The 17,199-nt window shown below is 66.7% G+C and carries 20 protein-coding genes; 5 read left to right on the top strand and 15 right to left on the bottom strand.

What is annotated here, in order from left to right; all coding sequences use genetic code 11:
• Positions 1-5 precede the first annotated feature (5 nt).
• Positions 6-614, bottom strand: coding sequence for a TetR/AcrR family transcriptional regulator (locus E3T33_RS10600; protein WP_134575270.1), 609 nt, complete (start codon positions 612-614; stop codon positions 6-8).
• A gap of 59 nt (positions 615-673) precedes the next feature.
• Positions 674-1,636 (bottom strand): aldo/keto reductase, encoded by a 963-nt coding sequence (locus E3T33_RS10595; protein WP_134575269.1) that lies wholly within the window; start codon positions 1,634-1,636, stop codon positions 674-676.
• 108 nt (positions 1,637-1,744) lie between these two features.
• Here E3T33_RS10595 and E3T33_RS10590 point away from each other — a divergent pair, with 108 nt between their 5' ends.
• The 3 genes from E3T33_RS10590 (at position 1,745) to E3T33_RS10580 (ending at position 4,123) form a co-directional block, all read left to right on the top strand.
• Positions 1,745-2,863, top strand: a complete 1,119-nt coding sequence (locus tag E3T33_RS10590; RefSeq protein ID WP_166784468.1) for a N(5)-(carboxyethyl)ornithine synthase — start codon at positions 1,745-1,747, stop codon at positions 2,861-2,863.
• Between the two features lie 115 nt (positions 2,864-2,978).
• Positions 2,979-3,503, top strand: coding sequence for a methylated-DNA--[protein]-cysteine S-methyltransferase (locus E3T33_RS10585; protein WP_241982914.1), 525 nt, complete (start codon positions 2,979-2,981; stop codon positions 3,501-3,503).
• Positions 3,500-4,123, top strand: coding sequence for a DNA-3-methyladenine glycosylase I (locus E3T33_RS10580; RefSeq protein ID WP_241982913.1), 624 nt, complete (start codon positions 3,500-3,502; stop codon positions 4,121-4,123). Before E3T33_RS10585 ends, E3T33_RS10580 begins: the two co-directional genes overlap by 4 nt.
• Before the next feature lie 37 nt (positions 4,124-4,160).
• Here E3T33_RS10580 and E3T33_RS10575 read toward each other — a convergent pair whose 3' ends face one another.
• The 13 genes from E3T33_RS10575 to prmC form a co-directional block, all read right to left on the bottom strand.
• The gene (locus tag E3T33_RS10575) at positions 4,161-4,904 is read right to left on the bottom strand and encodes a peroxide stress protein YaaA (RefSeq protein WP_134575267.1); all 744 of its coding nucleotides are present in this window, start codon (positions 4,902-4,904) and stop codon (positions 4,161-4,163) included.
• Between the two features lie 6 nt (positions 4,905-4,910).
• Entirely contained in the window at positions 4,911-5,174 is a 264-nt protein-coding gene (locus E3T33_RS10570; RefSeq protein ID WP_092321647.1) for a F0F1 ATP synthase subunit epsilon, read from the bottom strand.
• Positions 5,175-5,176: 2 nt separating this feature from the next.
• The gene (gene atpD, locus E3T33_RS10565; protein ID WP_092321648.1) at positions 5,177-6,640 is read right to left on the bottom strand and encodes a F0F1 ATP synthase subunit beta; all 1,464 of its coding nucleotides are present in this window, start codon (positions 6,638-6,640) and stop codon (positions 5,177-5,179) included.
• Positions 6,641-6,657: 17 nt separating this feature from the next.
• Positions 6,658-7,560 (bottom strand): F0F1 ATP synthase subunit gamma, encoded by a 903-nt coding sequence (locus tag E3T33_RS10560; RefSeq protein ID WP_092321650.1) that lies wholly within the window; start codon positions 7,558-7,560, stop codon positions 6,658-6,660.
• A gap of 51 nt (positions 7,561-7,611) precedes the next feature.
• Complete coding sequence (atpA, locus tag E3T33_RS10555) at positions 7,612-9,249, bottom strand: F0F1 ATP synthase subunit alpha (protein ID WP_092321734.1); 1,638 nt, start codon at positions 9,247-9,249, stop codon at positions 7,612-7,614.
• An 89-nt stretch (positions 9,250-9,338) separates the two neighbouring features.
• Positions 9,339-10,136, bottom strand: a complete 798-nt coding sequence (locus E3T33_RS10550) for a F0F1 ATP synthase subunit delta (RefSeq protein WP_092321651.1) — start codon at positions 10,134-10,136, stop codon at positions 9,339-9,341.
• On the bottom strand, positions 10,136-10,687 hold the full coding sequence (locus E3T33_RS10545) for a F0F1 ATP synthase subunit B (RefSeq protein WP_092321653.1): 552 nt from the start codon (positions 10,685-10,687) through the stop codon (positions 10,136-10,138). The genes E3T33_RS10550 and E3T33_RS10545 overlap by 1 nt, the downstream gene beginning before the upstream one ends.
• A 28-nt stretch (positions 10,688-10,715) precedes the next feature.
• On the bottom strand, positions 10,716-10,949 hold the full coding sequence (gene atpE, locus E3T33_RS10540) for a F0F1 ATP synthase subunit C (RefSeq protein ID WP_092321654.1): 234 nt from the start codon (positions 10,947-10,949) through the stop codon (positions 10,716-10,718).
• Positions 10,950-10,996: 47 nt separating this feature from the next.
• Positions 10,997-11,809 carry a F0F1 ATP synthase subunit A gene (gene atpB, locus E3T33_RS10535; RefSeq protein WP_092321656.1) on the bottom strand — a complete coding sequence of 271 codons (813 nt, stop codon included), beginning with the start codon at positions 11,807-11,809 and terminating at the stop codon, positions 10,997-10,999.
• Between the two features lie 159 nt (positions 11,810-11,968).
• Complete coding sequence (locus E3T33_RS10530; RefSeq protein ID WP_092321657.1) at positions 11,969-12,442, bottom strand: hypothetical protein; 474 nt, start codon at positions 12,440-12,442, stop codon at positions 11,969-11,971.
• Positions 12,439-13,665 carry an MraY family glycosyltransferase gene (locus E3T33_RS10525; protein WP_092321659.1) on the bottom strand — a complete coding sequence of 409 codons (1,227 nt, stop codon included), beginning with the start codon at positions 13,663-13,665 and terminating at the stop codon, positions 12,439-12,441. Before E3T33_RS10525 ends, E3T33_RS10530 begins: the two co-directional genes overlap by 4 nt.
• Before the next feature lie 3 nt (positions 13,666-13,668).
• Positions 13,669-14,502, bottom strand: a complete 834-nt coding sequence (locus tag E3T33_RS10520; RefSeq protein WP_092321660.1) for an L-threonylcarbamoyladenylate synthase — start codon at positions 14,500-14,502, stop codon at positions 13,669-13,671.
• Between the two features lie 109 nt (positions 14,503-14,611).
• Entirely contained in the window at positions 14,612-15,454 is an 843-nt protein-coding gene (gene prmC / locus E3T33_RS10515; protein ID WP_134575290.1) for a peptide chain release factor N(5)-glutamine methyltransferase, read from the bottom strand.
• Between the two features lie 143 nt (positions 15,455-15,597).
• On the opposite strand from prmC, the gene cysK reads away from it, so the two are divergent.
• Together cysK and epsC are read left to right on the top strand one after the other, a co-directional pair.
• Positions 15,598-16,536 carry a cysteine synthase A gene (cysK, locus tag E3T33_RS10510; protein ID WP_092321736.1) on the top strand — a complete coding sequence of 313 codons (939 nt, stop codon included), beginning with the start codon at positions 15,598-15,600 and terminating at the stop codon, positions 16,534-16,536.
• A gap of 3 nt (positions 16,537-16,539) precedes the next feature.
• Positions 16,540-17,118: a serine O-acetyltransferase EpsC gene (epsC, locus tag E3T33_RS10505; protein WP_092321663.1), complete on the top strand. Its 579-nt coding sequence runs from the start codon at positions 16,540-16,542 to the stop codon at positions 17,116-17,118.
• The last annotated feature ends 81 nt before the right edge of the window (positions 17,119-17,199 follow it).

Genomic DNA, 17,199 nt, shown 5'->3' with positions numbered 1-17,199 from the left:
TTCTCCTAGGTGGGCGGGGCGGGGGCCGTTGTGGGCGGGGCGGGGGCGCCGATGATGCCGTGGAGGATCAGGGAGGTGATCTCGTCGTCGTCGAATGCCGGGCCGTTGCGGACATGGGGCACGGATGCCGCGAGCGCGATCATCCGGATGACCTGGGCGGCCCTGGCCGGCTCGACTCTCAGCCGTTCGAGGTCGGGCGTGAGAGCACGGCCCAGGATCTCGGTGAATTCGTGGCGGGAGTCGTGCCCCGGCGGAGGGCCGATGGTCCCGAGCGCACTCATCAGGGCGAACACCTTCGTGAACCGACCGCGCATCAGCGCCACGATCGCACGGACCTTATCCTCGAGCGGGAGCTCGGGGTCGACCGCGCGAAGCCGCGCCCGGAACGGCTCCGGATCGAGCTGCTTGGCCATCGCCGCGCGAATGAGTTCGTCCTTGCTGCCGAACGCCCGGAAGATCGTTCCCTCGGCGATCCCGGCGCACTCCGCGATCTGCTTCGTCGTGACGGCGCGGCCGTGCTCGAGCAGCAGCGGCGTGACCGCGTCGATCAGCATGGCCTGGCGGTCTTCAACCGACAGCGACCTGGCCCGACCTTGTTTCTCCGCCACGCCCATGCGCGCCAGCCTATCTGAGTGAGCGCTCACTCACAAGGATCGGCTGGGCGGGTTCCTGCTCACTCGAAGAGAGCGGAGATCCAGGCCACGTCTTCGGCGGAGGGCTTCCAGGCGGTGGCGGCATCCGCGTTCTGAATGATCTGTTCCGGCCTCGTGGCGCCGGCGATGACGCTGGTCAGGCCCGGCTGGGCGAGCAGCCAGGCGAACGTCGCGTCGAGCATGCTCACACCGCGCTCGTCGCAGAACACCTGGTAACGCTCGATCACGTCCCACGGGGCGTTGTCGACAAGGTGGCGCCGGATCATCATGATCCGGCTGTCGGCGGGGCCGCCCTCGCGGGTGAACTTGCCCGTGAACAGGCCGTTGTACAGCGGGAAGAACGGCAGGAAGCCGAGCCCGTACGCGTTGACCGCCGGCAGCACCTCGTCTTCCGCGTCGCGCACGAGCAGGCTGTATTCGTTCTGCGACGAAATGAACTTGGGGTGCCGGTGCAGTTCCGCGGTGAACTCCGCCTCCGCGATCTGCCAGCCGGCGAGGTTCGAGTGACCGATGTAGCGGATCTTGCCCTCGCTGATGAGGTCGTCGAGCGTCTGGAGCGTCTCTTCGATCGGCGTGAGCGGGTCGGGGACATGAAGCTGGTACAGGTCGATCCAGTCCGTCTGGAGCCGACGCAGCGAGGCCTCCACGGCGAGCCGGATGTAGCGGCGCGAGCCGCGCGCGCCCCAATCGGGCCCGTTCAGCCCGCCCATGTCCATGCCGAACTTGGAGGCCAGCACGATGTCGTCGCGCCGGCCCTTCAGCGAGTGGCCCATCAGGGTCTCGCTGAGGCCCCGCTCCGCGCCGTAAATGTCTGCCGTGTCGAACAGGGTGACGCCGGCCTCGATCGCCGCGTCGATGACGGCCGTCGTGCCGTCCTGTCCCTGCGACGCGGTGCCGGTGCGGCCGAAGTTGTTGCACCCGAGCCCGATCGTGGAGACGGTGAGCCCTGAGTTGCCGAGTCTGCGGTATTCGATCTGCGCCATCGTACCAGCCTAGGGGAGGTCAGCGGCCGAGCACTGTTGAGCCTCGGGCCTGTGCTAAACAGGAAGCCGAACAAAGGGGTACCCGTGGGTCGACTCACGCTCGGAATCATGTCGCGGTCGCGCAAGCCGGATGAACGCCGGCTGCCGATTCATCCGCTGCACTTCGACCGGATCGACCCGGAGGTCCGCGCGCGGATGTTCCTCGAAAGCGGGTATGGCGAAGACTTCGGAGTCTCCGACGAACAGCTCGCACCGCTGGTCGCCGGCCTGCGTTCGCGGGACGAACTCATCGCCGAATGCGATGTCATCCTGCTCGCCAAGCCGTTGCTCGCCGACGTCGAGCAACTGCGCGAGGGACAGACCCTCTGGGGCTGGCCGCACTGCGTGCAGGATGCCGCGCTCACCCAGCTCGCCATCGACAAACGGTTGACCCTGATCGCCTTCGAGGCGATGAACCATTGGACCGCCTCCGGCCAGTTCAACCTGCACGTGCTGCACAAGAACAACGAACTCGCCGGCTACTGCTCGGTGCTGCATTCGCTGCAGCTGATCGGTTCGACCGGCGACTACGGCCGCAAGCTGCGGGCCGCGGTGATCGGCTTCGGGGCGACCGCCCGCGGCGCCGTGACCGCGTTGAACGCCCACGGAATCTACGACGTGAGCATCCTCACCAACCGCGAGATCTCCGCCGTCAGCTCCCCGATCCACTCCGCACAGATCGTGCAGCTCGACCAGAGCGACGACGGGCCGGAGCATTTCGCGCTCGTTGAGGAAGGTCGCGTGCCCGTTCCGGAGTTCCTCGCCGGCCACGACATCATCGTCAACTGCGTGCTCCAGGATCCGAACGCGCCGCTCACGTTCCTGTCCGAGGCCGACCTGCCCACGCTCGCCCCTGGGTCGCTCATCGTGGACGTGTCCTGCGACGAGGGAATGGGCTTCAGCTGGGCCAGGCCCACGTCCTTCCGCGAGCCCACGTTCACCGTCGGCAACCACGTAACGTACTACGCGGTCGACCACAGCCCGTCGTACCTCTGGAACTCCGCGACCTGGGAGATCAGCGAGGCCCTGCTGCCCTATCTCGAGGATGTGCTCGCCGGCGAGGACGCGTGGCAAGCGAACGAGACGCTCCGTCGGGCCATCGAGATCAGCGACGGCGTCATCCAAAATCCCAGCATCCTCGCGTTCCAGGGCCGGACGCCCGACTACCCGCACCCTCGCGCGGACTAAGACGTGAGCGGCTCGCGGTGGGCGCTGTTCCTTCACCGCAGCCGCGATCGGCGGCTCTCGCACCGCTGTCCGAAACCCGCCAGATCGGCCCGTCCGCGCCGACTACAGTCGACTTATGACCAGCACAGCAACGCGAATCATGACCAGCACCGCAACGTCCCTGATCCGGGTTTCGAGCCCCCTGGGTCGCCTGGAACTCACCAGCGACGAAGAGCAGATCCTGTCGCTCTCGATCGAACGCGGCGGGCACCTGCCGCTCGACGGGGCACCCGAGGTTCACTCCCCCGTGCTCGATGAGGCCGCGCGCCAGCTCGGCGAATACTTCGCCGGTACGCGCACCGCGTTCGACCTCCCGGTGCGCCTCGCCGGGGGCACCGCGTTCCAGCAGGCGGTCTGGAACCGGCTCGCCCAGATCGGCTTCGGCGAGTTCCTGTCCTACGGCGAACTCGGCCTCGAGATCGGCCGGCCGGGCTCCGGCCGCGCGATCGGCGGCGCCGTCGGGGCGAACCCGGTTCCGATCATCATCGCCTGCCACCGGGTACTGGCCTCCAACGGACGCATCACCGGGTACAGCGGCGGCAACGGCATCCCGACCAAGGTCTGGCTGCTCGACCACGAGGGAATCGGGCACGTGGCGTGAGCGAGCTCCCCGAGCGGGCATCCGTCATCGCCGGGCCGGACCGCCTCGCGCGCTGCGCCTGGGTCGGGTCGGATGCCGAGTACCGGCGGTACCACGACGAGGAATGGGGCCGCCCCCTCCTCGGCGACCAGCCCCTGTTCGAGAAGCTCTGCCTCGAGGGGTTCCAGGCCGGGCTGTCCTGGATCACGATCCTGCGACGCCGCCCGGCGTTCCGGGCCGCCTTCCACGACTTCGACATCGACCGGGTCGCCGCGATGGACGAGGCGGACGTGGAGCGGCTTGTCGCCGACGCCGCCATCATCCGCCACCGGGGCAAGATCGAGGCCGCCATCGGCAACGCCCGCGTCACGCGAGACCTGGGCGAGAGCCTCACCGATCTGATCTGGAGCTTCGCCCCGCCGCGCCGGCCGCAGCGCCTGGGCTCGCTGCACGATGTCCCGGCGATCACGCCCGAGTCGACCGCGCTCAGCGCCGAGCTGCGCCACCGAGGCTACCGCTTCGTCGGCCCAACCACGATGTACGCCCTCATGCAGTCCGCCGGCCTCGTCGACGACCACGTCCAACTCTGCCACCGCGCTCCCCGCGAAACCGCAGTTGTGCGCTTTAAAACGCCCGAATGACGCGCACAACTGCAGTTTCGCGGGGATGGAAGGCGGGTCAGACGACGAGTTCGAGCTCGTTGGGGGCGCCGGGGCGCAGGCGGAACCCGGCCGAGGGCGCCCAATCGAGCAGATCGTCCGCGCAGCCGAAATCCTGCCCGAGCTCGAGGATGGCGCGGGTGAACTCGCCCTTCGACTTCTTGTTGAAGTGGTTGAGCGCACGGGTCTGCCCGCCGGGCGCCTCGGTCACGACCCGAAGGAACAGCGACTCCGCCCGGGCCGGAGCCGCGCCAAGCGCCACGTAGCCCTCCGACCGCAGATCGAGCACGAGACCCTCCGCACCGGCCAGCGCCTTCGTGACCGCGCCACCCCAGTGCTTCTTCAACGGATGCCCGGGCAGCCGGGAATCGTGCGACAAACGGTACGCCGGAACGCCGTCCAGGGCGCCGACCGGCCCGAACAGCGCCGAGTGCACGAGCACGTGCCGCCCGGCGAAGTCCCGCGCCGCCGGCGCGAGCGTCGGCGCATCCAGCGCGTCGTAGAGCACGCCGGTATAGCGGTCGAGCGCGGCCATCGTCGGCGAACTGGCCAGGGCGCGATTGCGGTCTACCTCGGACGCCTGCGTGCGGCCGAGCTTGAGGGCCGCCATCATCGCATCCGGATCCTTCGCCAGCGCACGCAGCGCACGCACAAGTACCCGTCGCGCAGAGTTCAGCGACGGGTACGTGAGTGCGGTGAATTCAAGCGGGCCGCCGTTGCCACCGGAGCGTTTCGTCTCCGACGGCGGAAGCAGTACGAGCAAGGCGGGTTAGACGAGCCCCGCCTGGCGGGCGACGATCGTGACGGTGTCGTTCTCGACCGAGAGGAAGCCGTCGGCCGCCTCCGCCACAACCTTCGAGCCGTCGGCCAGCGTCACGCGAACCTCACCGCTGGCCAGGATCGCGAGCATGGGCTCGTGGCCGGCGAGAATACCGATCTCGCCTTCCGTGGTGCGTGCAACGACCATGGTCGCCTCGCCGGCCCAGACCTGCTGGTCCGCCGAGACAACGCTGACCTTGAGCGGCGCTGCCATGCTTAGCCGTTCTCCTTCTGGATCTGAGCCCACTTCTCTTCGACGTCGCCGATGCCGCCGACGTTGAAGAAGGCCTGCTCGGCCACGTGGTCGAAGTCACCGTTGGAGATCGCGGTGAACGCCTCGATGGTGTCCTTCAGCGGAACCGTGGAGCCCTCGACACCGGTGAACTTCTTCGCCATGTAGGTGTTCTGGGACAGGAACTGCTGGATGCGACGGGCACGCGAAACGGTGACCTTGTCTTCTTCAGAGAGCTCGTCAACACCGAGGATCGCGATGATCTCCTGGAGTTCCTTGTTCTTCTGCAGGATCGCCTTGACGCGAACGGCCGTGTTGTAGTGGTCGGCGCCCAGGTAGCGGGGGTCGAGGATACGGCTGGTCGAGGTGAGCGGGTCAACGGCCGGGTACAGGCCCTTCGACGCGATCTCACGCGACAGCTCGGTCGTCGCGTCGAGGTGCGCGAAGGTCGTTGCCGGCGCCGGGTCGGTGTAGTCGTCGGCGGGGACGTAGATCGCCTGCAGCGAGGTGATCGAGTGTCCACGCGTCGAGGTGATGCGCTCCTGGAGGATGCCCATCTCGTCGGCGAGGTTCGGCTGGTAACCCACGGCGGACGGCATGCGGCCCAGCAGGGTCGACACCTCGGAACCGGCCTGGGTGAAGCGGAAGATGTTGTCGATGAAGAGCAGAACGTCCTGCTTCTCCACGTCGCGGAAGTACTCGGCCATGGTCAGGGCGGAGAGCGCGACGCGCAGACGCGTTCCCGGCGGCTCGTCCATCTGGCCGAACACGAGGGCGGTCTTGTCGAAGACGCCCGCCTCTTCCATCTCGGCGATGAGGTCGTTGCCCTCACGGGTACGCTCGCCGACACCGGCGAACACGGACACTCCACCGTGGTCCTGCGCAACGCGCTGGATCATTTCCTGGATCAGGACGGTCTTGCCGACACCGGCACCACCGAAGAGGCCGATCTTTCCGCCGAGAACGTACGGCGTGAGAAGGTCGATGACCTTGATTCCGGTCTCGAACAGCTGGGTCTTGGACTCCAGCTGGTCGAATGCCGGGGGCTTGCGGTGGATGGGCCAGCGCTCGGTGATCTCGATCTTCTCGCCGGGTGCAGCGTTCAGCACCTCGCCGATGACGTTGAATACCTTGCCCTTGGTGACGTTTCCGACGGGTACCGTGATGGGTCCGCCGGTGTCGCGCACTTCCTGGCCGCGGACGAGTCCGTCGGTCGGCTTCAGGGCGATGGCGCGAACGAGGTCGTCGCCGAGGTGCAGTGCGACCTCGAGCGTGATCTCGGTCGACTCTTCGCCGATCGTGATCGTGGTCTTCAGCGCGTTGTAGATGCCCGGGATCGAATCATGCGGGAACTCGATGTCGACGACGGGGCCAGTGACGCGCGCGATTCGGCCCACAGCGCCTGCTGTGTCCTCCGCGCGAACTGGCGCGCTCATGGTGTCAGTCATAGCTCTCTCTTCTCTGGTTACTTCTTGGCGGATGAGAGCGCATCGGCTCCACCCACGATCTCGGAAATCTGCTGGGTGATCTCGGACTGGCGCGCGTTGTTCGACAACCGCGTGTAGTCCGTGATCAGCTTGTCGGCGTTGTCGCTGGCCGACTTCATGGCCTTCTGGCGGCTCGCGTGCTCTGAAGCTGCCGACTGCAACATGGCGTTGAAGAGGCGGCTCTCGATGTACACGGGCAGGAGCCCGTCGAGCACGGACTCGACATCCGGTTCGAACTCGTACAACGGCAGGATTGTCTGCTCGCCCGGCTCTTCGACGCCTTCGACGACCTCGAGGGGAAGCAATCGCACGACCTCGGGAACCTGGGTGACCATGCTCACGAAGCGGTTGTAGACGATATGGATCTCGTCGACGCCGCCGTCCTCCGAGTCCCGCAGGAAGGATTCGAGCAGGGCGTCGCCGATGTCCTTGGCCGTTTCGAACTGGGGCTGGTCGGTTCCGCCGGTCCAGATCCGCTCGGAGGCGCGGCGGCGGAAGCCGAAGTAGGCCACCGCCTTGCGGCCGACGAGGAAGTAGACGACATCCTTGCCCTGGCTGCGCAGCAGCTCGCTGAGCTCTTCGGCCTCGCGCAGCACCTGGGAGCTGAACGCCCCGGCGAGGCCGCGGTCGGACGCGAAGATGAGCACGGCGGCGCGATCGACCCTGGCCGGCTCGGTCGTGAGCACGTGCTCAACGTTCGAGTACGTGGCCACGGCCGATACGGCGCGCGTGATCGCCCGAGAATACGGGGTGGACGCAGCGACCCTCGCCTGCGCCTTCTGAATGCGCGAGGCGGAGATCAGCTCCATGGCCCGAGTGATCTTCTTGGTCGTCTGGGCAGATTTGATCTTCTGCCGGTAGACCCGAAGTTGCGCTCCCATGTGTCTCCTGTGGTTACTTGTCTGTCAACGGATGATCGTGGCGAAGGCGGGTTAGCGCCTGCGCTTCACGATCTTTTCCTGGTTGACGTCTTCTTCGGCGATGGCTTCGAACTGCTCTTTGCCCACGGAAGCGAGCGGCTTGCCCTCGCCCGTCTGGAACTCGAGCTTGAACTTGTCGATCGAGCTGGTCAGCTCGGCGACGGTGTCATCGGAGAGCACGTTCGTCTCGCGCAGCGTCGACAGCACGGTCGTGTTCCGGGCCAGGAAGTCGAGCAGCTCGCGCTCGAAACGCAGCACGTCTTCGACCGGGACCTCGTCGAGCTTGCCGTTGATGCCGGCCCAGATCGAAACAACCTGGTCCTCGACCGGGTAGGGCGAGTACTGCGGCTGACGGAGGAGCTCGGTGAGTCGGGCACCGCGAGCGAGCTGGCGACGGCTGGCCGCGTCCAGGTCGGACGCGAACATTGCGAAGGCTTCGAGCGAACGGTACTGGGCCAGCTCGAGCTTCAGCGTTCCGGAGACCTTCTTGATCGACTTGACCTGCGCGTCGCCACCGACACGGGACACCGAGATGCCCACGTCGACTGCGGGGCGCTGGTTGGCGTTGAACAGGTCGGACTGCAGGAAGATCTGGCCGTCGGTGATCGAGATCACGTTGGTCGGGATGTACGCCGCGACGTCGTTGGCCTTGGTTTCGATGATCGGCAGGCCGGTCATCGAGCCGGCACCGAGCTCGTCGGAGAGCTTGGCACAACGCTCGAGCAGACGGGAGTGCAGGTAGAACACGTCACCCGGGTAGGCCTCGCGTCCCGGCGGGCGACGCAGCAGCAGCGAAACGGCGCGGTACGCCTCGGCCTGCTTGGACAGGTCGTCGAAGACGATGAGGACGTGCTTGCCGCCGTACATCCAGTGCTGGCCGATGGCCGAGCCGGTGTAGGGCGCGAGGTACTTGAAGCCGGCCGGGTCAGAGGCCGGGGCAGCGACGATGGTGGTGTACTCCATCGCGCCGGCGTCTTCCAGGGCACCCTTCACCGAAGCGATGGTGGAGCCCTTCTGGCCGATGGCGACGTAGATGCAGCGAACCTGCTTGTTCGTGTCGCCGGACTCCCAGTTGGCCTTCTGGTTGATGATCGTGTCGATCGCGATGGCCGTCTTGCCGGTCTGGCGGTCACCGATGATCAGCTGGCGCTGGCCGCGGCCGATCGGGATCATGGCGTCGATGGCCTTGATACCGGTCTGCATCGGCTCGTGCACGGACTTGCGGCTCATGACGCCGGGCGCCTGCAGCTCGAGGGCGCGGCGGCCTTCGGTCGCAATGGCGCCGAGGCCGTCGATCGGGGCGCCGAGCGGGTCGACGACACGGCCGAGGTAGCCGTCGCCGACGGGAACGGAGAGAACTTCGCCGGTGCGGTGCACCTCCATGCCCTCAACGATTCCGCCGAACTCGCCGAGCACGACGACGCCGATCTCATCTTCGTCGAGGTTCTGGGCGAGGCCCAGGGTTCCGTCGGCGAACTTGATGAGCTCGTTGGCCATCACGCCGGGCAGGCCCGAAACGTGGGCAATTCCGTCGCCGGCCGTGGTGACGTAACCCACCTCGGTCGTTGCGGTCTTGTTCGGCTCATAGGACTTGACGAAGTCCTGGAGAGCGTCGCGGATCTCATCCGGGCTGATCGTTAGTTCTGCCATCATCTTCCCTTTTCTGTACTGGGTGTACAGGTCTTGTCATTTTCGAAACGCTGCCGCTTCGAAGTGTCTATGTTCTGGCTGACCGTGGGTCAGCCAGCAAGCTGGAGTCTCAGGTCCTTGAGTCTGGTGGCGATGCTGCCGTCGATCACGTCATCGCCGATCTGAACGCGAACACCGCCGACAAGGCCGGGGTCGACGATCTGGTTGATCGTGAGTTCGCGGCCGTAGCGCGCCGCGAGGCTCTTGTTCAGTCGTTCAAGCTGCGCCGGGGCGAGCTCGGTGGCGGAGGTGACCGTCGCAATCGACGTTCCCGACTGGTCCGCCACAACGGATGCCGCGTGGCGCAGCAACTGGCCGATCCGCCGGCCGCGAGGCTGGCGCACCAGGTGCCGAACGATCGCGAGCGTCTGGGGTGAAACCTTGTCGGCCAGCAGCGCGTTCACCAGGTCGAGCTTGGCGTCGGCGCGGCCGAGCTTGCTCGTGAGGGCAAGTTCGAGTCCGGCATCGGAGGACACCGCGGCGGCGAACGCGAACAGTTCGGCCTCGATCAACACGTTCCTCGGCGCGGAAGCGGCGGTTGCCCGCAGCCCCAGCTCCTCGATGCCGGCCAGCAGGTCATCCTGGCTGGACCAGCGCACCGAAGCCGCTGCCTTCAACAACGCAAGGGCGCTCGGGGTGAGGGCGGAGGAGAACACTCGCTCGACGAGAGCAAGTCGTGCCTTCTCGTCTGACGACGAATCAGCCAGCGCGGAACGCAGCTGGGACGAGTCGCCGACAACTCGACCGGCCGTAAACAGGCTTTCGCCCGTCGCCAGATCGACCGAGCTGCCGAGGGCAGCCAGTGCGTCCCTCGACGAGGCCAAAGCTTCTCTGGTGGCGCTTCCCATTACTTAGCTGCTTTCTCCGAGGCCTCAAGGTCGGCCAGGAAACGGTCGACGATGGCGGCGGCCTTCGCGTCGTCGGTCAGGCTCTCGCCGATGACCCCGGACGCCAGGTCGATGGCCAGCGATCCCACTTCTGAGCGGAGCGACACGACTGCTGCCTGGCGCTCTGCCTCAATCTGGGTCTTGGCACCGGCCGCGATGCGTGCGGCCTCGGTCGACGCCAGCTCCTTGTGCTCTGCCACAATCCGCTGACCGTCGGCGCGAGCCTGGTCACGGATCTGGCCGGCTTCGGAACGTGCGTCGGCGAGCTGGGCCGTGTACTGCTCGAGAGCAGCTTCGGCCTTGCGCTGTGCCTCGTCGGCCTTGGCGATGTTGCCTTCGATGGCCTCGGCGCGGTCGTCAAGGAGCTTCTGCATCCTCGGAAGCACGAGCTTCCAGAAGAAGAACAAGATCACCACGAACACGACCGAGGACCAGATGATGTCGTAGATCTCCGGGATGAGCGGATTCTTCTGCTCAGCCTCCGCGGCAGCTGCAATCACTGCGTGAAACATCATGCCTCCTAACTAGGTGTAAAGAGGACTAGACGAAGATGAAGCCGACGGCGATACCGATGAAGGCGAGCGCCTCGGTGAAAGCGATACCGATGTACATCAGGACCTGCAGGCGGCCGGCCAGTTCGGGCTGACGTGCGACACCCTCGATGGTCTTGCCGACGACGATACCGACGCCGATTGCCGGGCCGATGGCTGCGAGGCCGTAACCGACGGTCGCGATGTTGCCGTTGATTGCCGCGAGAACGGTTGTTGCGTCCACGTGTGTTTCCTTCCGTAAGGCGAATAAGGCAGGTGCCGAATTCGTGTTTAGTGTTCCTCAGCCAGCGCGAGCTGGATGTAGACAGCAGTGAGCAGTGCGAAAACGTAGGCCTGCAGAACGGCTACCAGGAGTTCGAACAGCGTGAACGCGAGCCCGAAGGCCAACGTGCCGATGCCGAACGCTTTGAAGCCGCCGTCTGCGGTGAAGAAGAAGAACTGCGTCGCCGCGAAGAAGAGCACCAGGAGCAGGTGGCCGACCACCATGTTCATCAGCAGTCGGAGCGTCAGCGTGATCGGTCGAATCACGAAGGTCGAGATGAACTCGATCGGCGTCACGATGATGTACAGCGCCGGCGGCACGCCGGGCGGGAAGAGTGAGTTGCGGAAGAACTTGCTTGGGCTCTTCTTGACACCGGCGTAAATGAATGCGCCGTAGGCCACGAGGCCCAGGACCAGCGGAGTGCCGATCACGGCCGTGCCCGCGATATTGAGGAACGGGATGACACCGGTGAAGTTCATGAACAGGACCATGAAGAAGATGGTCGTGATCAGGGGCAGGAAGCGCTGCCCGTCCTTCTTGCCGAGCAGGTCCTCGGCGATGTTCACGCGGACGAGGTCCAGGCCCATCTCGACGAGGCTCTGCAAGCGGGTCGGAACGACCTTCATGCGGCGGGTGCCGATCCAGAACACGAGCATCAACACGGCGACCGCGAGGAAACGGATCAGAATGACCCGGTTTATCTCAAACGGGGTGTCCGCGAAGAAGATGGCATCCGGGAAGAATTCGTTGATGGACGGACCGTGAAAAGTTCCGTCGTCAGTGGCAGACGGGACCAGCAGGTTTACAGCGGTTTCTAGCAGCGCTTTCTCCTGTTTCGGGGCGGTGAGCTCGGCTCGCGCAGCGACGGATAAGTGAGAGATTTACGACGCTGTATGAGCAGTGGCAAACCGGGGTGGGTCGCGTCAACTGTAGCAAGAAACGGGCGTGTAACCCAATCGAGAGGCGCGTCCTGGTGCGGTTCAGTCGTCGCTGGGTGCCTTCGGCAGCGTCACGTCGCTCGCGTACGGCATCCGGCTCTTCATCACGACGACCACGTCGACGACCAGCGAGCCGATCACGCCGGCGATGATGCTGAGCAACAGGACCACGGGCTGGATCCACGGCTGGCCGCGCAGCAGGAACATCAGGGCCAAAAAGACCACGAACTTGACGAGCCACCCGCCCATCACGATTCCGAAGAATGCTCCGATGGCCGCCTCAGAGCCGGCGAAGCGGTTGGCGAGCAGGATGCTGCCTGCCGTGATCCCCATGAACACCACGGCCATGACGGTGCCGATCAGGGCGCTGACCACCCCGGAGGCGCCCGCGACGAGTCCCCCGACGATGGCGCCGATCACCATGATGCCCACTGCCAGGAACGCCCCGTAGACGAGGATCCTGCGAAGAACCGGGACTGAGGTCGGCTGGCTGGGATGGGGCGTCGTGCTGGTCATACGGTCTCCTCGAGTTTCTCTGACGCCTCGTCGAGAGGGTCGAGCAGGGCGGTTGCATCGCTGCTTCCGGTCTCACTGGGTGCGAGCTGGCTGGCGGCCTCGACGGCCTTGCGCCGGCTGAGCGGCGCGAGCGTGACAATGGTGCAGGCCAGCAGCGTGATCACCAGGAACATCGTCGCGTACCAGCTGGGCAGCCCGAAGTAGACCGGCAGCACGAAGTAGAGCAGGCTGCCCACGGAGGCCGCGGCCGTCCAGCCATAGAAGATGAGCACGGCGTGCAGCTGCGAGTGCCCCATGTCGAGGAGGCGGTGGTGCAGGTGCTTCCGGTCTGCGCTGAACGGCGATTTGCCGGCGCGCACACGGCGGAAGACGGCCAGCCCGAAGTCCAGCAGAGGGATGATGAGGATCGCGATGGGCAGGATGATCGGTATGAACGCGGGGAAGAGCTGGGAATTGTTAACCGCGGTCGGGTCGATCTGGCCGGTGATCGCGATAGCGGCAGTGGCCATCAGCAGGCCGACGAGCAGGGCGCCGGCGTCTCCCATGAACAGCTTGGCCGGATGCCAGTTGAGCGGCAGGAACCCGACGCAGGCCCCGACCAGGACCGCTGCGATCAGCGAGGCTAGGTTGAAGTAGTTGGTGGGCGAGGTGTCGCGCACGAGCAGGTAGCTGTAGAGGAAGAACACGCCGTTGGCGATCAGGGCGACGCCGGCAACGAGGCCGTCGAGTCCGTCGATGAAATTGATCATGTTCATCACGATCACGATCGCCATCACAGTGATCAGCATGGACATCCACCCGGATCCGACGGTGAGACCGCCGATCGGGAGCGAGTAGATCTGCACACCCTGCCAGGCCACGAGGCCGGCCGCGATGAACTGTCCGGCGAGCTTGGTCATCCAGTCCAGGTCCCACAGGTCGTCGGCCACGCCCAGCAGCACGATCAGCAGAGCGGCGCCGAGGATCGCCAGGATCTTATTGGGTTCGGCGAAGATCAGCCGGAGGGGCGCGAACTGGGAGGCGACCAGGTAGGAGACGCCGAAGGCGACGAGGATGCCGGCGAACATCGCCACTCCGCCGAGCCGCGGGGTGGGGGTGATGTGCACGTCCCGCGACCGGATCTTCGGGTACAGGCGGTAGCGGTGGCTGAGCTTCAGGACCACGATCGACAGCCCGAAGGTGACCGCCGCGGAGACGAGGGCGAGCAGGACGAAAAGAGTCATGGGTCAGCCTGCGCTGGACGCCTCGCCCGCCGGAGCGGGCGCGCCGTCGGGCCGGGCGGGATCGGGCCGGGCTGCAGGGACCTCGGCAGCGGCAGGCTCGGCGGCAGGGACCTCGGCAGCGGCGGGGACCTCGGTCATCGGTGCCGCCTCGGGGGCGAGCGCGTCGCCGATGACGGCCGCAATGGCCTCCCGGGAGATGACGCCGCCGCGCACGATGGTCAGTTTGCCGCCGTTGGTGTCGAAGGCCGTGGCATCCACGATCGTCGACGACGTGTCGCCGGCGCGGTCGCCGATGGGCTCGTAGCCCTCTCCGGCCACTCCCCCGTCTAGGTAGACGGAAACGCTGTTGCCGAGCATTTCCTCGGCTCCCTCGGCGTCGATCGCCGCCGGCAGCCCGCTGCGGTTGGCGGAGGACACGGCGAGCGGGCCCGTCTCGGCGAGCAGCTCCAGCGCAATCTTGTCGCTGGGCATGCGCAGGGCAACGGTTCCCCGGGTCTCGCCGAGGTCCCAGACGAGCGAGGGCTGGGCGTTGAGCACGACGGTCAGGCCGCCGGGCCAGAACTCGGCGACGAGGTCGCGAACCGGCTGCGGAACGTCCTGCGCCAGAGCATCGAGCGTCGGGATGCCGGGGATGAGCACGGGCGGCGGCGACTCGCGGCCGCGACCCTTGGCATCCAGCAGGCGTTGCACTGCGTCGGGGTTGAAGGCGTCGGCGGCGATGCCGTAGACGGTGTCGGTGGGGATGACAACGAGCGCGCCGCGGCCGATCGCCGAGCGTGCCAGTCTCATGCCGGTCAGGAGTTCCGTGTCGACCGAGCAGTCATAGATGCGTGTCATATGCGGTCGATTCTAGTGCAGCCGCTTGACGGCCACTCCCCGCGAACCCGCAGTTGTGCGCGTTATCCGGGCGGAATGACGCGCGCAACTGCAGTTTCGCGGACGGTGGTCAGGGCGCGAGGGCGGTGGTCGCCCGGTCTCGGGTCGTGTAGTCGCGGTGGGTGGCGGGAGCGCGCCAGCCGTCCTGCGCCAGGAGCGCGCGGATCTCGGCGCCCTGCAGCTCCCCGTGCTCGATCACGAGCACCCCGCCTGGCCGCAGCAGGCGCAACGCCGAGCGGGAGACGTGCCGCACGACATCCAGCCCGTCGGCCCCCCCGTACAGGGCGTGGGCCGGGTCGAAGAGGCGCACCTCCGGGTCGCGCGGGATGGCGTCGGCCGGGATGTAGGGCGGGTTCGAGATGACCACGGCCACGGTGCCGTCGAGCTCGGGAAGGGCGTCGGCGAGGTCACCGAACACGAGCGTGGCGTTCGCTGCGCCGACCTGGCTGAAGTTCCGGGTCGTCCAGGGGAATGCCTCCGGCGAGTTCTCCACCGCCCAGATCCGCGCGTTCGGCACCTCGACCGCCAGGGCCAGGGCGATGGCGCCGCTGCCCGTTCCGAGGTCCACACCGATCGGCTCCGGGTCTGGCAGCGACCGGAGGGCGTCAATGGCGAACTGGGCCACCTGCTCGGTCTCGGGCCGGGGCACGAAGACGCCGGGGCCGACCTGCAACTCCAGGGAGCGAAATGGCGCACGTCCGGTGATGTGCTGGAGCGGCTCACGGAGCGCCCGGCGCCGGAGCAGCTCCCGGATGGCGACGGCATCCGTGTCGGCAAGGGGGGTGCCGATGATGGCAAGCGCCTGCACCCGGCCGCGGCTCAGCCCGAGCACATGGCCGATCAGGAGATCGGCGTCGACCTCGGCATCGGCGATCCCGGCGAGGGTCAGCTCCCGGGCCGCGTGCGCGCGCATGGCCTCGACGGTGGGCGGAAGGGGGGAATCAGCTGGCGTCACAGTCACCCCGCCAGTGTCACACACGCGAATGCACAGCGTTCACGCACGCAATGAGCCGTAGGCTGAACGAGATTGTTTACCCCGAGCGAAAGGTGCCCTCCGTGGCGGCGAACATCTACTCAGACATTACCGGAGCCGTCGGCGGCACACCGCTCGTGCGGCTGAACCGGATCACGGAGGGTGCGGCCGCGACCGTGCTCGCGAAGCTCGAGTTCTACAACCCCTCAGGCAGCGTGAAGGACCGCATCGGCATCGCCATCGTCGACGCCGCGGAGGCGTCCGGCGAACTGCTTCCCGGCGGCACCATCGTCGAGAGCACGAGCGGCAACACCGGCATCGCCCTGGCGATGGTCGGAGCTGCCCGCGGCTATCGGGTCATCCTCGCGATGCCCGAGTCGGCGAGCAAGGAGCGCCGCGTGCTGCTCCGCGCCTACGGCGCCGAGCTCGTGCTGACCCCGGGGCCCGACGGCATGCGCGGCGCGGTCGAGAAGGCAAAGGAAATCGTCGCGAGCACCCCCGGCGCGATCATGGCCCGTCAGTTCGACAACCCCGCCAACCCGGCCATCCACAAGGCAACGACGGGCGTGGAGATCTGGAACGACACCGACGGGGCTGTCGACATCCTCGTTGCCGGCATCGGCACCGGCGGCACCATCACCGGCACCGGCCGTCTGCTCAAGGAGCGGAAGCCCGAGGTCGTCGTCATCGGCGTCGAGCCGATCGACTCCCCCATCCTCACCGGCGGCACGCCCGGGCCGCACAAGATCCAGGGCATCGGCGCCAACTTCGTGCCGGCCATCCTCGACCGCACCGTCTACGACTCGGTCACCGACGTGACGCTGGCCGATTCCCTCGCGACCGCGCGCCGGCTCGCGACGGATGAGGGCATCCTGGCCGGCATCTCCGGCGGGGCAGCCGTCTGGGCGGCACTGGAACAGGCAAAACTGCCCGAGAATGCCGGCAAGACCATCGTCGTCATCGTGCCGGGCTTCGGGGAGCGGTACATCTCCACGGTGCTCTACGAGGACTTGCTGGACTAGCGCATGAGACCCATTTCGCGCATCCGTGAGGATGTCGCCATGGCCCGAGCCCATGACCCGGCCGCGCGCAGCGCCAGCGAGGTGTTCCTCACCTACAGCGGGCTGCACGCGGTCTGGGCGTACCGGATTGCGCACAGCTGGTGGGTTGGCGGCCTGCGGTTGCCGGCCAGGATGCTCTCCCAGTTCGCGAGGTTCCTGACCGGCATAGAGATCCACCCCGGTGCGACGATCGGGCGGCGGTTGTTCATCGACCACGGCATGGGCGTCGTCATCGGCGAGACGGCAGAACTCGGCGACGACGTGATGCTCTACCACGCGGTCACCCTGGGCGGCAAGAGCCGACACGGCGTGCAGCGCGGCGCCAAGCGGCATCCGACCCTCGAAGACGGCGTGACGGTCGGCGCCGGGGCGAAGATCCTCGGACCGGTGACGATCGGCGCGTGGAGCACGGTGGGCGCCAACGCCGTCGTCACGAAGGATGCTCCGCCGAAATCCCTGCTCCTCGGGATCCCGGCGACGATACAGCCGGCCTCGGTCGACACGATCGAGACCACACGGGGACTCCACTACTCCGAAGAATAAGACTCGCGAAAACTCAGTTGTGCGCGTTATGAGGGACTCATAACGCGCACAACTGCGTTTTCGCGGGGTGGGTGAGGGGGG

The organism is Cryobacterium sp. TMT1-2-1, assembly GCF_004403955.1.
In the GTDB taxonomy this organism is placed as follows: domain Bacteria; phylum Actinomycetota; class Actinomycetes; order Actinomycetales; family Microbacteriaceae; genus Cryobacterium; species Cryobacterium psychrotolerans.
Note: the sequence above shows the minus strand (reverse complement) of the source record. Positions and strands in the feature narration are given on the sequence as shown.

Coding starts and splice junctions, on each gene's coding strand:
- E3T33_RS10600 (WP_134575270.1), bottom strand. CDS start 614: ATGGGCGTGGCGGAGAAACAAGGTCGGGCCAGGTCGCTGTCGGTTGAA.
- E3T33_RS10595 (WP_134575269.1), bottom strand. CDS start 1,636: ATGGCGCAGATCGAATACCGCAGACTCGGCAACTCAGGGCTCACCGTC.
- E3T33_RS10590 (WP_166784468.1), top strand. CDS start 1,745: ATGTCGCGGTCGCGCAAGCCGGATGAACGCCGGCTGCCGATTCATCCG.
- E3T33_RS10585 (WP_241982914.1), top strand. CDS start 2,979: ATGACCAGCACAGCAACGCGAATCATGACCAGCACCGCAACGTCCCTG.
- E3T33_RS10570 (WP_092321647.1), bottom strand. CDS start 5,174: ATGGCAGCGCCGCTCAAGGTCAGCGTTGTCTCGGCGGACCAGCAGGTC.
- atpD (WP_092321648.1), bottom strand. CDS start 6,640: ATGACTGACACCATGAGCGCGCCAGTTCGCGCGGAGGACACAGCAGGC.
- E3T33_RS10560 (WP_092321650.1), bottom strand. CDS start 7,560: ATGGGAGCGCAACTTCGGGTCTACCGGCAGAAGATCAAATCTGCCCAG.
- atpA (WP_092321734.1), bottom strand. CDS start 9,249: ATGGCAGAACTAACGATCAGCCCGGATGAGATCCGCGACGCTCTCCAG.
- E3T33_RS10550 (WP_092321651.1), bottom strand. CDS start 10,136: ATGGGAAGCGCCACCAGAGAAGCTTTGGCCTCGTCGAGGGACGCACTG.
- E3T33_RS10545 (WP_092321653.1), bottom strand. CDS start 10,687: ATGTTTCACGCAGTGATTGCAGCTGCCGCGGAGGCTGAGCAGAAGAAT.
- E3T33_RS10530 (WP_092321657.1), bottom strand. CDS start 12,442: ATGACCAGCACGACGCCCCATCCCAGCCAGCCGACCTCAGTCCCGGTT.
- E3T33_RS10525 (WP_092321659.1), bottom strand. CDS start 13,665: ATGACTCTTTTCGTCCTGCTCGCCCTCGTCTCCGCGGCGGTCACCTTC.
- E3T33_RS10520 (WP_092321660.1), bottom strand. CDS start 14,502: ATGACACGCATCTATGACTGCTCGGTCGACACGGAACTCCTGACCGGC.
- prmC (WP_134575290.1), bottom strand. CDS start 15,454: ATGCGCGCGCACGCGGCCCGGGAGCTGACCCTCGCCGGGATCGCCGAT.
- epsC (WP_092321663.1), top strand. CDS start 16,540: ATGAGACCCATTTCGCGCATCCGTGAGGATGTCGCCATGGCCCGAGCC.